Source organism: Halorubrum tropicale (genome assembly GCF_001280455.1).
Taxonomy (GTDB): Archaea; Halobacteriota; Halobacteria; order Halobacteriales; family Haloferacaceae; genus Halorubrum; species Halorubrum tropicale.
The window spans coordinates 374,641-388,690 of record NZ_LIST01000003.1; the positions used below are offsets into that span (position 1 = coordinate 374,641).

15 protein-coding genes are annotated in these 14,050 nt (G+C 71.4%); 6 read left to right on the forward strand and 9 right to left on the reverse strand.

The window, feature by feature from the left end:
• Positions 1-310 precede the first annotated feature (310 nt).
• Entirely contained in the window at positions 311-1,798 is a 1,488-nt protein-coding gene (gene cysS / locus AMR74_RS09665) for a cysteine--tRNA ligase (protein WP_053771855.1), read from the forward strand.
• A gap of 32 nt (positions 1,799-1,830) precedes the next feature.
• Here the strand turns inward: cysS and AMR74_RS09670 are convergent, their stop codons facing one another.
• From AMR74_RS09670 to AMR74_RS09705, 8 genes are all read right to left on the reverse strand, one after another.
• Positions 1,831-2,112: a hypothetical protein gene (locus tag AMR74_RS09670; RefSeq protein ID WP_053771856.1), complete on the reverse strand. Its 282-nt coding sequence runs from the start codon at positions 2,110-2,112 to the stop codon at positions 1,831-1,833.
• Positions 2,113-2,167: 55 nt separating this feature from the next.
• Positions 2,168-2,443: an ArsR/SmtB family transcription factor gene (locus tag AMR74_RS09675; protein WP_053771857.1), complete on the reverse strand. Its 276-nt coding sequence runs from the start codon at positions 2,441-2,443 to the stop codon at positions 2,168-2,170.
• A gap of 103 nt (positions 2,444-2,546) precedes the next feature.
• Complete coding sequence (locus tag AMR74_RS09680; protein WP_053771858.1) at positions 2,547-3,035, reverse strand: fasciclin domain-containing protein; 489 nt, start codon at positions 3,033-3,035, stop codon at positions 2,547-2,549.
• A gap of 197 nt (positions 3,036-3,232) precedes the next feature.
• Entirely contained in the window at positions 3,233-4,039 is an 807-nt protein-coding gene (gene pheA / locus AMR74_RS09685; protein WP_053771859.1) for a prephenate dehydratase, read from the reverse strand.
• Between the two features lie 89 nt (positions 4,040-4,128).
• Positions 4,129-5,340 (reverse strand): DR2241 family protein, encoded by a 1,212-nt coding sequence (locus tag AMR74_RS09690; protein WP_053771860.1) that lies wholly within the window; start codon positions 5,338-5,340, stop codon positions 4,129-4,131.
• A 2-nt stretch (positions 5,341-5,342) separates the two neighbouring features.
• Positions 5,343-6,212, reverse strand: coding sequence for a CbiX/SirB N-terminal domain-containing protein (locus AMR74_RS09695; protein ID WP_053771861.1), 870 nt, complete (start codon positions 6,210-6,212; stop codon positions 5,343-5,345).
• A 113-nt stretch (positions 6,213-6,325) separates the two neighbouring features.
• Complete coding sequence (locus tag AMR74_RS09700; protein WP_053771862.1) at positions 6,326-6,853, reverse strand: DUF7523 family protein; 528 nt, start codon at positions 6,851-6,853, stop codon at positions 6,326-6,328.
• A 105-nt stretch (positions 6,854-6,958) separates the two neighbouring features.
• Entirely contained in the window at positions 6,959-8,575 is a 1,617-nt protein-coding gene (locus AMR74_RS09705; RefSeq protein ID WP_053771863.1) for a BCCT family transporter, read from the reverse strand.
• 184 nt (positions 8,576-8,759) lie between these two features.
• Here AMR74_RS09705 and AMR74_RS09710 point away from each other — a divergent pair, with 184 nt between their 5' ends.
• The 5 genes from AMR74_RS09710 (at position 8,760) to AMR74_RS09730 (ending at position 12,503) form a co-directional block, all read left to right on the forward strand.
• Positions 8,760-9,095, forward strand: coding sequence for a hypothetical protein (locus tag AMR74_RS09710; RefSeq protein WP_053771864.1), 336 nt, complete (start codon positions 8,760-8,762; stop codon positions 9,093-9,095).
• A gap of 66 nt (positions 9,096-9,161) precedes the next feature.
• Positions 9,162-9,686, forward strand: a complete 525-nt coding sequence (locus tag AMR74_RS09715) for a hypothetical protein (RefSeq protein ID WP_053771865.1) — start codon at positions 9,162-9,164, stop codon at positions 9,684-9,686.
• A 215-nt stretch (positions 9,687-9,901) separates the two neighbouring features.
• Positions 9,902-11,548, forward strand: a complete 1,647-nt coding sequence (thsB, locus tag AMR74_RS09720; RefSeq protein WP_053771972.1) for a thermosome subunit beta — start codon at positions 9,902-9,904, stop codon at positions 11,546-11,548.
• A 262-nt stretch (positions 11,549-11,810) separates the two neighbouring features.
• The gene (locus tag AMR74_RS09725; protein WP_053771866.1) at positions 11,811-12,065 is read left to right on the forward strand and encodes a glutathione S-transferase N-terminal domain-containing protein; all 255 of its coding nucleotides are present in this window, start codon (positions 11,811-11,813) and stop codon (positions 12,063-12,065) included.
• A 78-nt stretch (positions 12,066-12,143) separates the two neighbouring features.
• The gene (locus AMR74_RS09730; protein WP_053771867.1) at positions 12,144-12,503 is read left to right on the forward strand and encodes a DUF192 domain-containing protein; all 360 of its coding nucleotides are present in this window, start codon (positions 12,144-12,146) and stop codon (positions 12,501-12,503) included.
• Positions 12,504-12,521: 18 nt separating this feature from the next.
• Here the strand turns inward: AMR74_RS09730 and AMR74_RS09735 are convergent, their stop codons facing one another.
• Positions 12,522-14,048, reverse strand: coding sequence for an ATP-binding protein (locus AMR74_RS09735; protein WP_053771868.1), 1,527 nt, complete (start codon positions 14,046-14,048; stop codon positions 12,522-12,524).
• Positions 14,049-14,050: the final 2 nt, after the last annotated feature.

A 14,050-nucleotide genomic window follows, 5' to 3' on the forward strand; every position in this document is an offset into this window, starting at 1 on the left:
GACCGGAGCGAAGCGGAGGGAAGCCGACGAGGTTGGGGAGGTAAGAGGCGCGGTTGCGGTGCGGGGTGGGACTCGAAGGGGCGGCCGGGAGGCGGGCGCGGGCGACGCAAGCACCGCAGGGAGCGAACGGAGTGAGCGACCGAGGAGCACAGCGAGCGCGCGCCCGCCTCCCGGCCGGGGCTTCGGCGGTGTTCGCCTCGGCGACCATGTACCGCCGAACGACCGGAACTTTGGCGGCGTCTGTCGCCGATTCGTCCGCGTCTCGCTCGATCCGACGATTTGAAACGCTCACCTCGGCAACCACGTCGTAATGAGTCTCGTCGTTACCGACACCCTGGAAGGCGAGCGCGTCGAGTTCACGGCCGACGGCGACGTCACGCTGTACGTCTGCGGCCTGACGGTGTCGGACGACCCGCACCTCGGCCACGCCCGCCTGTGGTTCCACGCCGACGTGCTCCACCGGTGGCTCGAACACGAGGGGTACGACGTGCGCCACGTCGAGAACGTCACCGACGTCAACGAGAAGATCACCGCCCGCGTCGGCGAGCGCGACGAGTGGGCCGCCGAACGCGACGTGGCCGAGACGTTCACCGCGAGCGTCTTCGACGCGATGCGCGGGCTGAACCTCTTGCGCGCGGAGGTGTACCCCCGCGTCACCGAGCACGTCCCGGAGATAATCGACCTCGTCGAGACCCTGATACAGAAGGGGTACGCCTACGAGTCGAACGGCTCCGTCTACTTCGACGTGACGCGCTTCGACGGGTACGGGAAGCTCTCGAACCAGGACCTCGACGCGCTCGAAGCGCAGGGCGAACCGGACGAGCGCTCGGAGAAGCGCAACCCCGCGGACTTCGCGCTGTGGAAGGCCGACGGCGTCAGCGAGACCGCGGCGCGGGAGCACGCCAAACACGACCACGGCGCCGAGACGCCCGACGGCGAGACGTGGGACTCCCCGTGGGGCGAGGGGCGCCCGGGGTGGCACGTCGAGTGCTCGGCGATGTCGACGACGCACCTCGGCGACACGCTCGACGTCCACATGGGCGGGCGCGACCTCGTCTTCCCGCATCACGAGAACGAGATCGCGCAGTCGGAGGCGGCCACCGGCGAGGCGTTCGCGCGCCACTGGCTCCACGTCGGCCTCCTGGAGATGGACGGCGAGAAGATGTCCTCCTCCATCGGCAACTTCTGGACCGTCCCGGACGCCCTCGAGGAGCTCGGCGTCAACGTGGTCCGGACCTTCTACGCCGGCGCGGCCTACCGCTCCGAGCAGGCGCTCACCGAGGAGACGATCGCCGAGGCCGAGGAGCGCTGGGAGCGCCTCTCGCGCACCTACGACCGCGCCGTCGAGGCGCTCGACTCGACCGACTCCCGCGCGAAGGCCGCGGACGACGACCTCCGCGAGGCGGTCGCGACCGCGCGAGAGGGGTTCGCGGCCGCGATGAACGACGACCTCAACCTCCGGGAGGCGACCGCGGCGCTCCTCGATCTCACCGACGCGGTGAACCGCCACGTCGACGGGGTCGACGAGGCCGAGGACGCCTACGATTACCGCGGCCTCCGCGAGGCCGTGGCGGCGTTCGAGGACCTCGGCGGCGACGTGCTCGGGCTCCAGTTCGAGACGGAGAGCGGCGGCGACGTGGAGCTGGCGGGCGAGCTGGTCGAGCTCGTGCTCGACGTGCGCGAGGCCGAGCGCGAGGCTGGCAACTACGAGCGTGCGGACGAACTACGGGACGCCCTCCGCGAGGTCGGCGTCGAGATAGAGGACGGGCCGGACGGCGCGACGTACCGGTTCGAGTAGCGGGCGGAGCGGCGCTCGCTCGGACAGGGCAGTCAGTCCCAGGTCACGTAGACGAGGAACGCGATGCCGACGAACTCGAGGACCTGGAGGTACATCATCGCGCGGACCGCGGGCGTCGACATCTGCGGCGGGTTCAGGTAGTAGAACAGCGCCAGCGCGTTCTCCGCCAAGAGGAAGGCGGCGAACACCGCCGACCCGAGCGTGTGCTTCGACCGCACCTCGAGGTAGCTGCGCCCCCAGATGCCGAGGAGGACGAGCAACAGCAGGATGTTGACCCCCGCGGCGACTCGCGCCACGTCGAGCGTCAGGGTCATTCCGCGTCGCCTCCGATTCCACGATCAGTCGCCGCGTTCCAGGTTCGGGTCATGCTCACTCCAGTTGGTCGATGATGGATTCGACGGTCTCCCAGTTGTCTCGGGTGCGCTCGGTCGGTAGGTACACCGCGCCGTAGGTCTGTTCCGTGCTCTCGACCACGTCGTTCTCTTCGAGCACGTCGAGGTGGTGTCGCACGGTCTTGTACGCCAGGTCGAGGTCCTCTGCGAGCTGGTTTGCGTTCCGCGGGCGCTCGTCGAGCGCGCGGAGCAGGCGGGCCCGGTTGGGACCCCCTCGCGTTCCGGCCAGCACCTGCCAGAGAACCGGCTCCATCGACAGTACCGATCGGCGGAGCGGCCTATAAACGCGTGGATACCAGCACCGCGAGGGCGGAGGACGGGAGCGTCGGCGGGGACCATCTGGCGGCTCGGGGCCGCTACGGTTGTAACACGCCGTCGATGACGTGGATGATGCCGTTCGAGGCCTCGATGTCCGTGTCGACGATATCGGCTTGGTCGCCGTTGAGATCGGTCCCGTCGACGTCGACCTTCGCGCCGTTCAGCGTCGGCACCTGGCTCGCGTTGACGATCGAGTTCGCCTTCCGGCGGCCCGGCACGACGTGGTAGGTGAGCACGTCGCCGAGCCCGTCGACGTCGCCGACGTTGTCGACCGTGATTCCGGCGGCGTTGAACGCCTCGTCCGTCGGGGCGAACGCCGTGAGCTGTCTGTTCCCGCTCAGCGTGTCGACGAGCCCGGCCTCCTGGACCGCGGCGACGAGCACGTCGAACCCGTCGGCCGCGACGGCCACGTCGACGATCGTTTCTCCTTGGCTCAGCGGCTTGGCGGCGGCCGCTCCGACGCCGCCGACCAGTGTCGCCGTTCCCGCGCCGAGGCCCTTCAGTACCGTCCGTCTGTTCGCGTTCATGGGAGATACCCGGCCGGGAGAACGTTTCAGTATGTATTCAATAATTTGGAGAAAGTAACCCGCATCCGGCACGAAAGCGACCCGAATCTTCGACGGTATTGCCGGTAGGGGGCGGCGACCGGACCGGGGCGGGGTCGCTCGGGGGCGGGGTCGCTCGGGGGCGGCGTCGTTCGGGGGCGGCGAGCGGGCGCCGGGGCTCAGTCCAGCACGTGTTCGGTGTCGTACGAGCCGAGCACCTTGACCCAGCCCTTGTCGGCGATGGCCTCGACGTCCCCGACCGCCTTCGCCATGTGGTCCTCGTAGAGGCCGGCGTCCACGTCGAAGTGGAACAGGTAGTCGCCGAGGCGCTCGCCGCTCGGGCGCGACTCGATCCGGGAGAGGTTGAGGTTGCGGTCCGCGAACGCCTCCAGCAGTTCGAGGAGGAGCCCCGGGTAGTTCGCGTTCGGGTAGACGATCAGCGTCGTCTTGCCGCCGGCGTCGGAGCGCGCGGAGTCGGGCGCGACGACGAGGAACCGGGTCGCGTTGGAGGTCTGATCCTGGATGTCCGCGGCGAGGATGGAGAGGTCGTCGCCGGCGTTGTCCGGGTGGCCGATGCCGGCGACGCGGGCGTCCTCGCGGGCGCGCTCGACGCCGCGGGCGGTGGAGGCGACCGCCTCGAGGCCGGCGTCCGGGTACTCGGCCTCCAGCCAGTTGCGGCACTGCGCGAGCGCCTGCGAGTGGCTCGCGACGACCTCGAAGGCGTCGTCCTGCGCGAGGAGGGCGTGCCGGATCGGCGTGACGACCTCGCGGGTGACCGACACGTCGTACTCCGCGAGCGCGTCGAGGCTCTCCGTGACCGACCCCTCGATGCTGTTCTCGATGGGGACGACGCCGCGCTCGAACTCGCCGTCGGCGACGGCGTCGACGATGGCGGTGACCGATTCGCGGAACGACACCTCGGCGGCGACGGCGCGCGCGGCGCGGTGCGAGTACGTGCCGGCGGGGCCCAGGGTGACGGCGTTCATCACCCCACCGTACCGGGGGCGGTGAGAAAAGCCTGCGGGGCGCGGCGATGTTTCGGGCGCGTCCGGTCGGATTCGAGCCGCGGGGCAGGTCACTCCTCGTCCGGGTCGGTCGGCACACCGCCGAGGTTCCCCTCGTCGTCGAACAGCTTCGCGCGGAGGAACCGCGTCCGGAAGCGGTTCGCGCCCTCCTTCGTGTCCGCCTCGCGGATCTCGTCGATCCGGCCGTCCGCGACGGCGTCGATAACCTCCTCGACCTGCTCCTTCTCGCTCGGGGTCAGCTCGAACTCGTAGGTCCGCGGCTGCTCGCTCTCCAGCCGCGTCCACTTCCGCGCGGCCGACACCACCACGGAGCAGGGCTCGCGGCAGGGGAAGGCGCCGTCGCCGCCGTCGACGTCGAGGTCCGTCTCGTCGTCGTACTCCCACTCGCGGCGCTTGAGGCACTGCGAGTCGTCGCAACAGGCCTCCGCGACCCAGTTGACGTGCTCGTACCCCTCGCCGCGGTCCCACGTCTTCACGACGCCGTAGATGCCCGACTGGCGCTCCATCGTCTCCCGCCAGTGGTTCACGTCGAGTTCGCCCTCGCGCTCGCGGTGCCAGTTGGCGACCGTCGCGGGGTATATCGTCTCGACCGTCTCGTAGAGCTCGCGGGGGCCGAGGTCGGGGAAGACCCAGCCGCCCGCGAGCGACGGCGCCGTCTTGAGGGGGCGGTACCGCCCCCTCTCGTCGAAGGTGACCAGGTCGCGCGCGTCGAGCGGGTCGTCGTACGCGTCGAGCTCGTCGACCGGGACGCCCGCGTCGTCGGCGTGACGCACGTCGTAGCGGCGCTCGCCGCGGTCAGTGAGCGTCGCGGTAATCTTCAGTTCGCCCCAGGCGCGCTCGATCCCGGCCGCGAGCGCCGCGTACCGGGTCGCGACGGTCTCGCCGTCGGCGTCCTCGATCCAGCGGAGGAAGGCCCGCCGGGGGCCGAACTCGCCGACGACGCGCTCGAAGACGTACCAGTCGGTGACGGCGGGCGCGCGCTCGGCGAGCGCCTCGTGGAGGTCGCGCTCGCTCATCCCGGTCGGCCGGCTCCCGTCGGCGAGGACGTACTCGTCGGGCGAGCCGCCGGGCAGCTCCTCGTCGGTGCCCTCGGTGCCGCGCGCGACGCTGAACCCCTCGAACCGCAGGGGCTCGCCGGGGTCCAGCTCGTCGAGCGCGTCGAGGACCGCGTCGAACGCGTCGCTCGGGAGGTCGATCTCGGGGACTCCGGGGTCGTCGCCGCCCGCCTCGCCGCCGTCGGTCGCGGAGGTGGAGTCGGCCACGGTCAGTCCCCCGTGGCGACGCGGGTCGTCTCGCGCACGTCGTCGAGCGCGCTCCCGAGGTCGGCGCCGGCGTCGGCCGCGCGCTCCAAGACCACGTCGGCCATGAGCGGCTCCGTCCCCACCGCGCCGGCGTACCAGATCCGGGTGCCGTCGACCGTCTCGGGCACGTCGTACCCCTCGGTGTGGTCCTCACAGAGCCCCACGTCCTCGGGGATGTCCTCCTGGGTGTGGTAGCCGTCGGCGATGAAGAGGGGGACCAGGACCACGTCGTCGCTCTCGAAGTGCTCGGGGAGGTCGTCGACCTCGGGGTCCTCGTCCATGTACAGCGCCTTCACCTCGTCGAAGCGGTCGCGCTCCGCGATCCGGTCGGCGTGGTACTCGATCGCCTTCGCCGAGTTCTCGTTGCGCTCGGTGCCGTGGCCGACGACCGCGAGGCCGAACCCCTCGCCCACGTCGGCGTCGTTCGTCACGGACTCCGCGCGGCGGACGATCACGTCGGTCATCGCGCGGTGGGTCCCCACCGGGCCGCAGTAGTGGACCTCCCTGTCGATGTCCTCGGCGACGAGCGTCGCCTGGTCCGCCGAGAGGCCGTCGGAGTCCCATTCCGAGACGTCCCAGCCGGCGAGGCGGAGCTCGCGGGGGATCACCTGCTCGGTGAAGTACCCCTCCGAGATGAACAGCGGGACGACGTACACCTCGTCGCCCTCGACGGTGCGGAGCACCTCTCGGAAGTGCGGCTCCTCCTTCCAGAACCCGGTGCGGACCTCGTCGAAGGCACCGGTGGCGCGGATCGTGTCGGCGTGGTCGTACGTCGGCGCGCTCGACTCGGGGTTGAGGTGGGAGCCGTGCGCGACGATGACGAGCGACTGCATACCCGTACTGGGGCCGCGCCGCTCTTAGGGACTTCGGAGGCTGCGGGGCGTCGAGAACGTGGCGAGGCCGCGACTCGAGTGCGACCGGAAGCGCGGCGGCGGTCGACCGCCCGTCAGGCCGAGTCGGTCGTCGGCACCGCGTCGAGCGACGCCTCGACGACGCGGACCGCGTCCGGCCCGTCGCGCCGGCCGACGACGCAGACGAGCGCGTCTCCCGCGACCCCGGCGGCCGCGACGTCGACGTCCCGGACGGCCAGCCGGCGGAGCGCCGCCGCGAGCGCCCCGGCGTCGACGTCGCCGGTCGCGACGATCGCCGTGCGGTCGCCCTCCGGGACGAGCGCCGCGTCGCCGACGCGGAGGAGCGGCTCCCCGGCGTCGCCCTCGGTCGCGTCGTCGGCCGCCGAGAGCCCGACGCCGCTGCGCATCGAGACGGTCACCGCCCGCGACTCCGCGGCGTACGCGGGCAGGTCCTCACGGAAGCGGCGGAGGGCGGCCGCGACCGCGTCCGGGTCGCCGTCGAGGGGGGCGGCCTCGGCGAGCCACGCGGCCGCGGCGCTGTGGTTCAGGAGTCCGGCGCGGAGCGCGTCGAAGACGAACGGGCGCGATCGAACGGCCTCGCGGGTGTCGGCTGCCAGCGACATAACTCGACGTGCGGGCGTCCGCAGCAAGCCGATTTCGATCGCCGCGGGGCGAGGCGGGGAAATGGTCGGGACGACGATGTGGGATGGTCGCGACGAAGACGGAGGTCAGTCGTCGTCCTCGGCGACGGTCCCGGGCGGGACCGAGGTGCGGTTCGGCGCGCGGTCGGTGTCGTCGGCCGGCAGCGGCTCCTCGGACGCCGACAGCCACCGGACGAACCCGCCCATGGCAACGAGGCAGACGAGCGCGAACGGCGCGCCGGTCACGATCACCGACGACCGGAGCGCGGTCGCGCCGCCGACGACGACGAGGACCGAGGCAATAGCGCCCTGGAGGACGCCCCAGAACACGCGGTTCGCGCCCGACGGCTCCCGGCTCCCGCCGGTCGTGAGCATCCCGACCGCGAGCGTGGAGGAGTCGGCGGAGGTGAGGAAGAACGTCGTCACCAACACGAGGAACAGCAGCTGCCACAGCTCGCCGCCGGGGAACGCCCCGAAGATGACGTAGCCGGAGACGCCGTCGCCGAACTCGCCGACAGCGCCGAGGACGTCGACCGCACCGGACTCCTGAAGCCGGATCGAGGTCCCGCCGACGACGGTGAACCACAGCGCCGAGACCGCCGTCATCGTGCCGAACGCGGTGGCAACGACCGACCGGATCGTGCGGCCGCGGGAGATGCGCGCGAGGAACAGCCCGACGAACGGCGCCCACGCGATCCACCACGACCAGTAGAAGACGGTCCACGCGGCCGTCCACCCCGCGCCTCCCTCGACGCCGCTCCCGGTGAACAGGCTCATCTCGAAGAAGGAGGTCGCGTAGGTGCCGAGCGCCGCGACGCCGACGTTCAGCACGTCGGTCGTCGGTCCGGCGACGAGCGCGACGCCGAGCAGCAGCGTCATGATCGCGATGTTGAACACGGAGAGGCGGCGGATGCCGCGGCTGACGCCGGCCACCAACGAGAGGGTGAACAGGACCGTGATCCCGACGATGACCGCGACGGTCTCCGCGTCGCCGAAGGCGATCCCGGTGCGGAACGTGACGCCCGTCAGGAGCTGCGTCGCGATGAAGCCGAGTCCGGTCGCGATGCCGCCGATGGTGGCGATGACCGCGAGCGTGTCGACCGTCCGGGCGACGACGCCGTCGAGCCGGTCGGGACCGAGCACGGGGTACAGCGCCGTCGACACCCGGAACGGAGCGTCGTGCCGGTAGGCGAAGTACGCGACCGGAATGCCGATCGCGAGGTACCCGCCCCAGGCGCTGACGCCGTAGTGGAAGACCGTGTACGCGACCGCGGGCACCGCCGCCGCGCTCGACTCCGCGGCCACCTCGCCCGCGAACAGCGGCGGGACGGTCTGGTAGTGTAACAGCGCCTCCACGGGACCGAAGAAGACGATGCCGGCCGACAGCCCGGCCGAGAAGAACATCGCCACGTACGACGCCGTCCCGTACTCGGGGTCGCCCTCGCCGAGGCGGACGCGTCCGTAGCGACTGACGAGGAGGTAGCCGGCGGCCCCGACCAGCGCGAGCACCGTGCCGAGGTAGAGCCATGCGAGCCCCTGGCCGAACGTGACGAACGCCGCGTCGATCGCGGCGGCGGCGCCTTCCGTGTCGGCCGCCGTGTACGCGAGGAACGCGAACGTTGCCAGCGCGCCGGCGGCGAAGGGCACGGGATCGACCTCGGATCTGAACGAGCGTATCGACTCGACGACGGAGCGTCCATTCATAAACGAGTGGGTATCGATCAGCAGGGGCTCAACCGGGTTAAACCTGTTTCCGAGCGCGTGTACGTCCGTTTTCGTCCGCGCACCGCGGTCGGAAATCGACGGCGGACCGTCACCGTCGTCGGCCGCGCCGATCCGGCGGCGCGCGGGCGGCAGAGATTCGTGTCGCCGGCCCGTATCCGCGGCCGTGAACCACGTCCCGAACGAGGCGCTGGCCGCGATCGACGCGTTCGGCGAGGGGCACCTCCGCGGCGACCCGCCGCCGGTCCGCGAGCGGTTGCGCTCGGACCTCCGGATCCGGATCGAGGTCAACGACGACGGGCGGACCGCGCGGTGTCGGTTCGAGACGGAGTACACCCGGACGCCGCCGACGCTCCGTGACCGGGATTCGTTCCTCGTCACCTACGTCGACGGGGTCGACGAGCGGCTCCACGAGTGGGGGATCGAGCCCCCGCCCGCGTACGAGTACCGCGAGACTGTCGACGGCACGCACCGGTACGAGGGGACGCTGACGCTCCCGTGACGCCGCGGTCCCGAAGCGCGGCACCGCGGGCCGGAATTTATGCCGGCGTCGGCCGGACGGCACGGTGTGCTGCTCACGACCGCCTTCGTCTTCCACGTGGTCTCCGGCGCCCTGTGGACCGGCGCGACGCTGTACGTCGTCTACGCGACCCTGCCGCGGGCGGCCGACGGGACGCTCGGCCGCGCCGCGTTCGTCGACGCCGCCCACCGGCTCCTCATGGTCACGCGGTGGACCGGCGTCGTCCTCCCGGTCACCGGCGCGTACATGATCTGGCGGTTGTACACGCCGCTCGGGACCCTCGCGACGACCGGCCGGGGGTGGGCCGTCCTCGCGATGCTGTCGCTGTGGGGCGCGATGAACGGGCTCGTCGAACTGGGCGTCCTCCGGATGCGCCGCGAGGTCGACCCCGACCTCGGGTGGGGCCGGTACATGGCCGAGGGGTTCCCGGTCGACGCCCTCGCCGGGGTCGGCGGCGTCCCGGGGTCCGCCCGGCTGGCCTCCGTCGCCCGCCCCTACCTGCTCGCGAGCGCGGGGCTGGCCGTCCTGTTGCTCGTCGACGCCGCGCTCCTGGCCGGCGGGATACCGGGATAACGGTCCCGCGGAATGCGAGTATATAAATGCCGCCGAATCGGCGCTCTCGCGCCGACAGAGGGCAATGCTAACTCTCCGCATGAATTTCGGCCCGAGGCGTCGGGGTCCGGTGTTTTCGAGCGAGTCGTTGCGTCGCAGACGGGCTGCGGGCGATAGCCCCTCAACGAGGGATTTATATAGAATCACAATCAATCAAACGCTGTATGAGTCAGCGAATGCAGCAGGGCCAGCCGATGATCATCATGGGCGAGGACGCCCAGCGCGTCCAGGACAAGGACGCTCAGGAGTACAACATCTCCGCGGCGCGCGGCGTCGCCGAGTCGGTCCGCTCGACGCTCGGACCGAAGGGGATGGACAAGATGCTCGTCAACTCGATGGGGGACGTCACCATCACGAACGACGGCGTCACCATCCTCCAGGAGATGGACATCGACAACCCGACCGCCGAGATGGTCGTCGAGGTCGCCGAGACCCAGGAGGACGAGGCCGGCGACGGGACGACCAGCGCGGTCGCCATCGCGGGCGAGCTGCTGAAGAACGCGCAGGACCTCCTCGAACAGGACATCCACCCGACGGCGGTGATCAAGGGCTTCAACCTCGCGAGCGAGTACGCCCGCGAGCAGGTCGACGAGGTCGCGACCGCCGTCGACCCCGACGACACGGAGACCCTGCGTAACGTCGCCGAGACCTCCATGACGGGCAAGGGCGCCGAGCTCGACAAGGACGTGCTCGCCGACCTCGTCGTCCGCGCGGTACAGGGCGTCACCGTCGAGGCCGACGACGGCTCCCACGTGGTCGACCTGGCCAACCTCAACATCGAGACGCGCACCGGCCGCGCGGCGGGCGAGTCCCGCCTCCTCTCCGGCGCGGCGATCGACAAGGACCCCGTCCACGAGGACATGCCGACCGACTTCGACGCGGCCGACGTCCTCCTCCTCAACGACCCGATCGAGGTCGAGGAGGCGGACGTCGACACCTCGGTCAGCGTCGACTCACCGGACCAGCTCCAGAAGTTCCTCGACCAGGAGGAACAGCAGCTCCGCGAGAAGGTCGACCAGATCGTCGACTCCGGCGCCGACGTGGTCTTCTGTCAGAAGGGCATCGACGACCTCGCGCAGCACTACCTCGCGAAGGAGGGCGTGCTGGCGGTCCGCCGCACGAAGAAGTCCGACCTGACGTTCCTGAAGAACGTCCTCGGCGCCCCGATCGTCACCGACCTCGACTCGCTCACCGCCGACGACCTCGCGGTCGGCTCCGTCGAGCGCGACGACGACGAGGAGCTGTTCTACGTCGAGGGCGAGGACGCCCACGGCGTCACGCTCCTCCTGTACGGCACCACCGACCACGTCGTCGACGAGCTCGAACGCGGCATCCAGGACGCGCTCGACGTCGTCTCGACGACCGTCTCCGACGGGCGCACCCTGCCCGGCGGCGGCGCGGTCGAGGTCGAGATCGCGCGCCGCCTGCGCGACTACGCCGACTCCGTCGAGGGGCGCGAGCAGCTCGCCGTCGAGGCGTTCGCCGACTCCCTCGAACTGATCCCCCGCGTGCTCGCCGAGAACGCGGGCCTCGACGCGATCGACCTGCTGGTCGACCTGCGCGCGGCCCACGAGGCGGGCGACCGGAACGCCGGGCTCGACGTGTTCGCCGGCGAGGTCGTCGACACGGCCGACGCGGGCGTCGTCGAGACGGCACACGCGAAGGAGCAGGCGATCGCCTCCGCGGCCGAGGCGGCGAACCTGGTCCTGAAAATCGACGACATCATCTCGGCGGGCGACCTCTCGACGTCGGGCGGCGACGACGAGGGCGGCGCCCCCGGCGGCGGCATGGGCGGCATGGGCGGCATGGGCGGCGCGATGTGACGCCCGTCGGAGACGAATTCCCACTGCCCGTCAGGCACCGCCTGACGACGCCGACGTAGCCGAGGCACTTCGGAGCCTCGACGCCCGCGCCGACCGCGATCGCTCGACGGCTGCCCCTCACGCGCTCCGAGTTTTCCCCGTTTTTCCCGTCGCGCCGTAGCGTCCCACAGGCCCGAGTCCGCGACCGCGACGGAGCCGGGCGTGCGCGGCGGACGCATCCGCGGCCGCACCTCTTTACGGGCCCGGGCCGTACAGTCGGGCGATGGCAAACCTAACGCTCTACGAGCTTGAGGGCTGTCCGTACTGCGCGAAGGTGAAGACGAAGCTGTCGGAGCTCGACTTGGAGTACGAGTCGGTGATGGTGCCGCGGTCGCACGGTGACCGGACGGAGGTCGAGGAGGTCTCCGGACAGACCGGCGTCCCGGTCCTCGTCGACGAGGACCACGGGATCGAGGGGATGTCCGAGAGCGACGACATCGTCGAGTACCTCGAAGAGACGTACGGCGGCGCGAGCTGAGGCCGGCGCGATCGGCCCGCGACGGAGCCGGCTGAGCCCGGCCCCGCAACGAGAGGCTATTTATCCGCCCGGGGCGATGTGGCGGCCGTGCGACTCGTTCACCGTTCCGGGTCGGGGGGAGAGACCGTCCTCGCGAGCGACGTCGACGTCGCGCGCTCGACGCTCGAACAGGCCCGAGGCCTGATGTTCCGGCGTTCGATCCCGGACGACTACGGCCTGGTCTTCCCCTTCGACGAGGCCGACACGCAGTGGCTCCACATGCTGTTCGTGCCGTTCGCGATCGACGCGGTGTGGCTCGCGGACGGCGAGGTGACGGAGAAGAAGCGGCTCGCGCCGTTCGTCGGGCTGGGTCGCGGCCGCGCCGACACCGTCGTCGAACTGCCGGCGGGAGCGGCCGAGTCGGTGGCGGTCGGCGACGAGCTGCGGCTGGTCGAGTGAGCGGGAGGCGCCCGAGACCTACGCGTCGTCCCCGAAGGCGTCGAGGTCGAACGCGTCCGCGTCTCCCGAACGCGGCTCCTCCGCGACGCGCAACGACAGCTCGATCCGGCTGCCGCCGGCCTTGCTCTCGACGATGTCGAGGCTCCCGCCGCCCGCGGTGACGATCCAGTTCACGTACCAGAGCCCGAGCCCGCTCGCGTGGTCGAGCGGCGTCTCCTCGCCGGTGAGGACGGCGCGCTCCACCGGCGGGATCCCCGGGCCGTCGTCCGCGACGACGAGCGAGACCCACGACTCGCTCGGCAGCTCCGCCGCCGAGATCCGCACCCGCGGGTCGGCGGCGTCGTTGTGGCGGACCGCGTTGTCGACGAGTTCGGTGATCGCCTCGGGGAGGAATGCGACCGCGGAGACGACGATCCCCTCGGGGACGTCCACCTCGACGGCGGCGCGCTCGCGGAGGTCCGCCGGGAGCGATTCGAGCGCCGCCTCGACCGCGGCAGAGAGCGCGACCGGCCGCGGCGAGGGGCGCTGAGAGAGCAGCCGCTCAACCTTGCGCGAGGTCTCGCCGAGGCGCAGCAGCCGCTCGGCGGTGTCGACGACCCGTTCGAGCTGCCCCGTGAGCTCTGGGTCGTCGACGGCCTCGATCGCCTGACCGGTGAACCCGGTGACGACGTTGAGGTCGTTCCGGAAGTTGTGCCGCAGCACGCGGGTCAGCACCGCGAGCCGCTCCTCCCGGAGCGACGCCTCCGTGAGGTCCTCGCCGACGCCGACGGCGCCGACGACTCGGTCGCCGTCGGTGACGGGACCGACCGAGAGCCGGTAGGGGACGCGCTCGCCGGAGCGGGTGAGCAGCCGCACCTCGCAGGAGACGGTCTCGCCCGCCCGGTACACCCGCGAGAGCGACTCGCTCACGCGGCCGCGCGTCTCCTCGTCGAACAGCGAAGTGAGCGCCCGCCCCGAGAGCGACGCGGGGTCGTAGCCGGAGTCGGCCGCCAGCCGGTCGTTCCACCGCGAGAGCGTCCCCTCCTCGGTACAGCGGAACAGCGCGAGCGGGACGGTCTCGGCGAGCGCGTCGACGAGCCGGCGCTCGCCGTCGCGCTCGCTCTCGGCGGCGACCCGGTCGGTGGCGTCCGAGAGCCCGACGACGAGCCACTCGTCGCCGGCGATGGTCGCCGCGTGGAGCGCCGCGTCGACCCGCAGCCCCGGGTCGCCGAGCCGGAGGTCCCACTCGAACCGCTCGACTCGGTCGTCAGCGCCGTCCGACGCGGGAGGGTCGACGGCCGCCGCGGCGACGGCGGCGACGGACTCCCCCGAGACGGTGACCTCTGTCTCGCCCAGGTCGGGGAGGCCCATCAGCGTCAGCGTGCCGCGGTCGTGGTCGAGCAGGTCGACCGCGGGAGCGTTCGCGGCGCGGATCGCCAGCGTCTCGGGGTCACAGACGAGCGTCGGCGTCGGGACCGCCCCGACGAACGCCCGGAGGATACCGGTCGCGGCGGCGTCGCTCGACGACGACCCCTCGGCCGGAGAATCCCCGTTCCCGTCTCCCATCT

Excerpts from the sequence above, each read along its gene's own strand:
- AMR74_RS09670 (WP_053771856.1), bottom strand. The coding sequence starts at position 2,112 with ATGACCCTGACGCTCGACGTGGCGCGAGTCGCCGCGGGGGTCAACATC.
- AMR74_RS09735 (WP_053771868.1), bottom strand. The coding sequence starts at position 14,048 with ATGGGAGACGGGAACGGGGATTCTCCGGCCGAGGGGTCGTCGTCGAGC.
- AMR74_RS09700 (WP_053771862.1), bottom strand. The coding sequence starts at position 6,853 with ATGTCGCTGGCAGCCGACACCCGCGAGGCCGTTCGATCGCGCCCGTTC.
- AMR74_RS09695 (WP_053771861.1), bottom strand. The coding sequence starts at position 6,212 with ATGCAGTCGCTCGTCATCGTCGCGCACGGCTCCCACCTCAACCCCGAG.
- AMR74_RS09725 (WP_053771866.1), top strand. The coding sequence starts at position 11,811 with ATGGCAAACCTAACGCTCTACGAGCTTGAGGGCTGTCCGTACTGCGCG.
- thsB (WP_053771972.1), top strand. The coding sequence starts at position 9,902 with ATGCAGCAGGGCCAGCCGATGATCATCATGGGCGAGGACGCCCAGCGC.
- AMR74_RS09705 (WP_053771863.1), bottom strand. The coding sequence starts at position 8,575 with ATGAATGGACGCTCCGTCGTCGAGTCGATACGCTCGTTCAGATCCGAG.
- pheA (WP_053771859.1), bottom strand. The coding sequence starts at position 4,039 with ATGAACGCCGTCACCCTGGGCCCCGCCGGCACGTACTCGCACCGCGCC.
- AMR74_RS09680 (WP_053771858.1), bottom strand. The coding sequence starts at position 3,035 with ATGAACGCGAACAGACGGACGGTACTGAAGGGCCTCGGCGCGGGAACG.
- cysS (WP_053771855.1), top strand. The coding sequence starts at position 311 with ATGAGTCTCGTCGTTACCGACACCCTGGAAGGCGAGCGCGTCGAGTTC.
- AMR74_RS09675 (WP_053771857.1), bottom strand. The coding sequence starts at position 2,443 with ATGGAGCCGGTTCTCTGGCAGGTGCTGGCCGGAACGCGAGGGGGTCCC.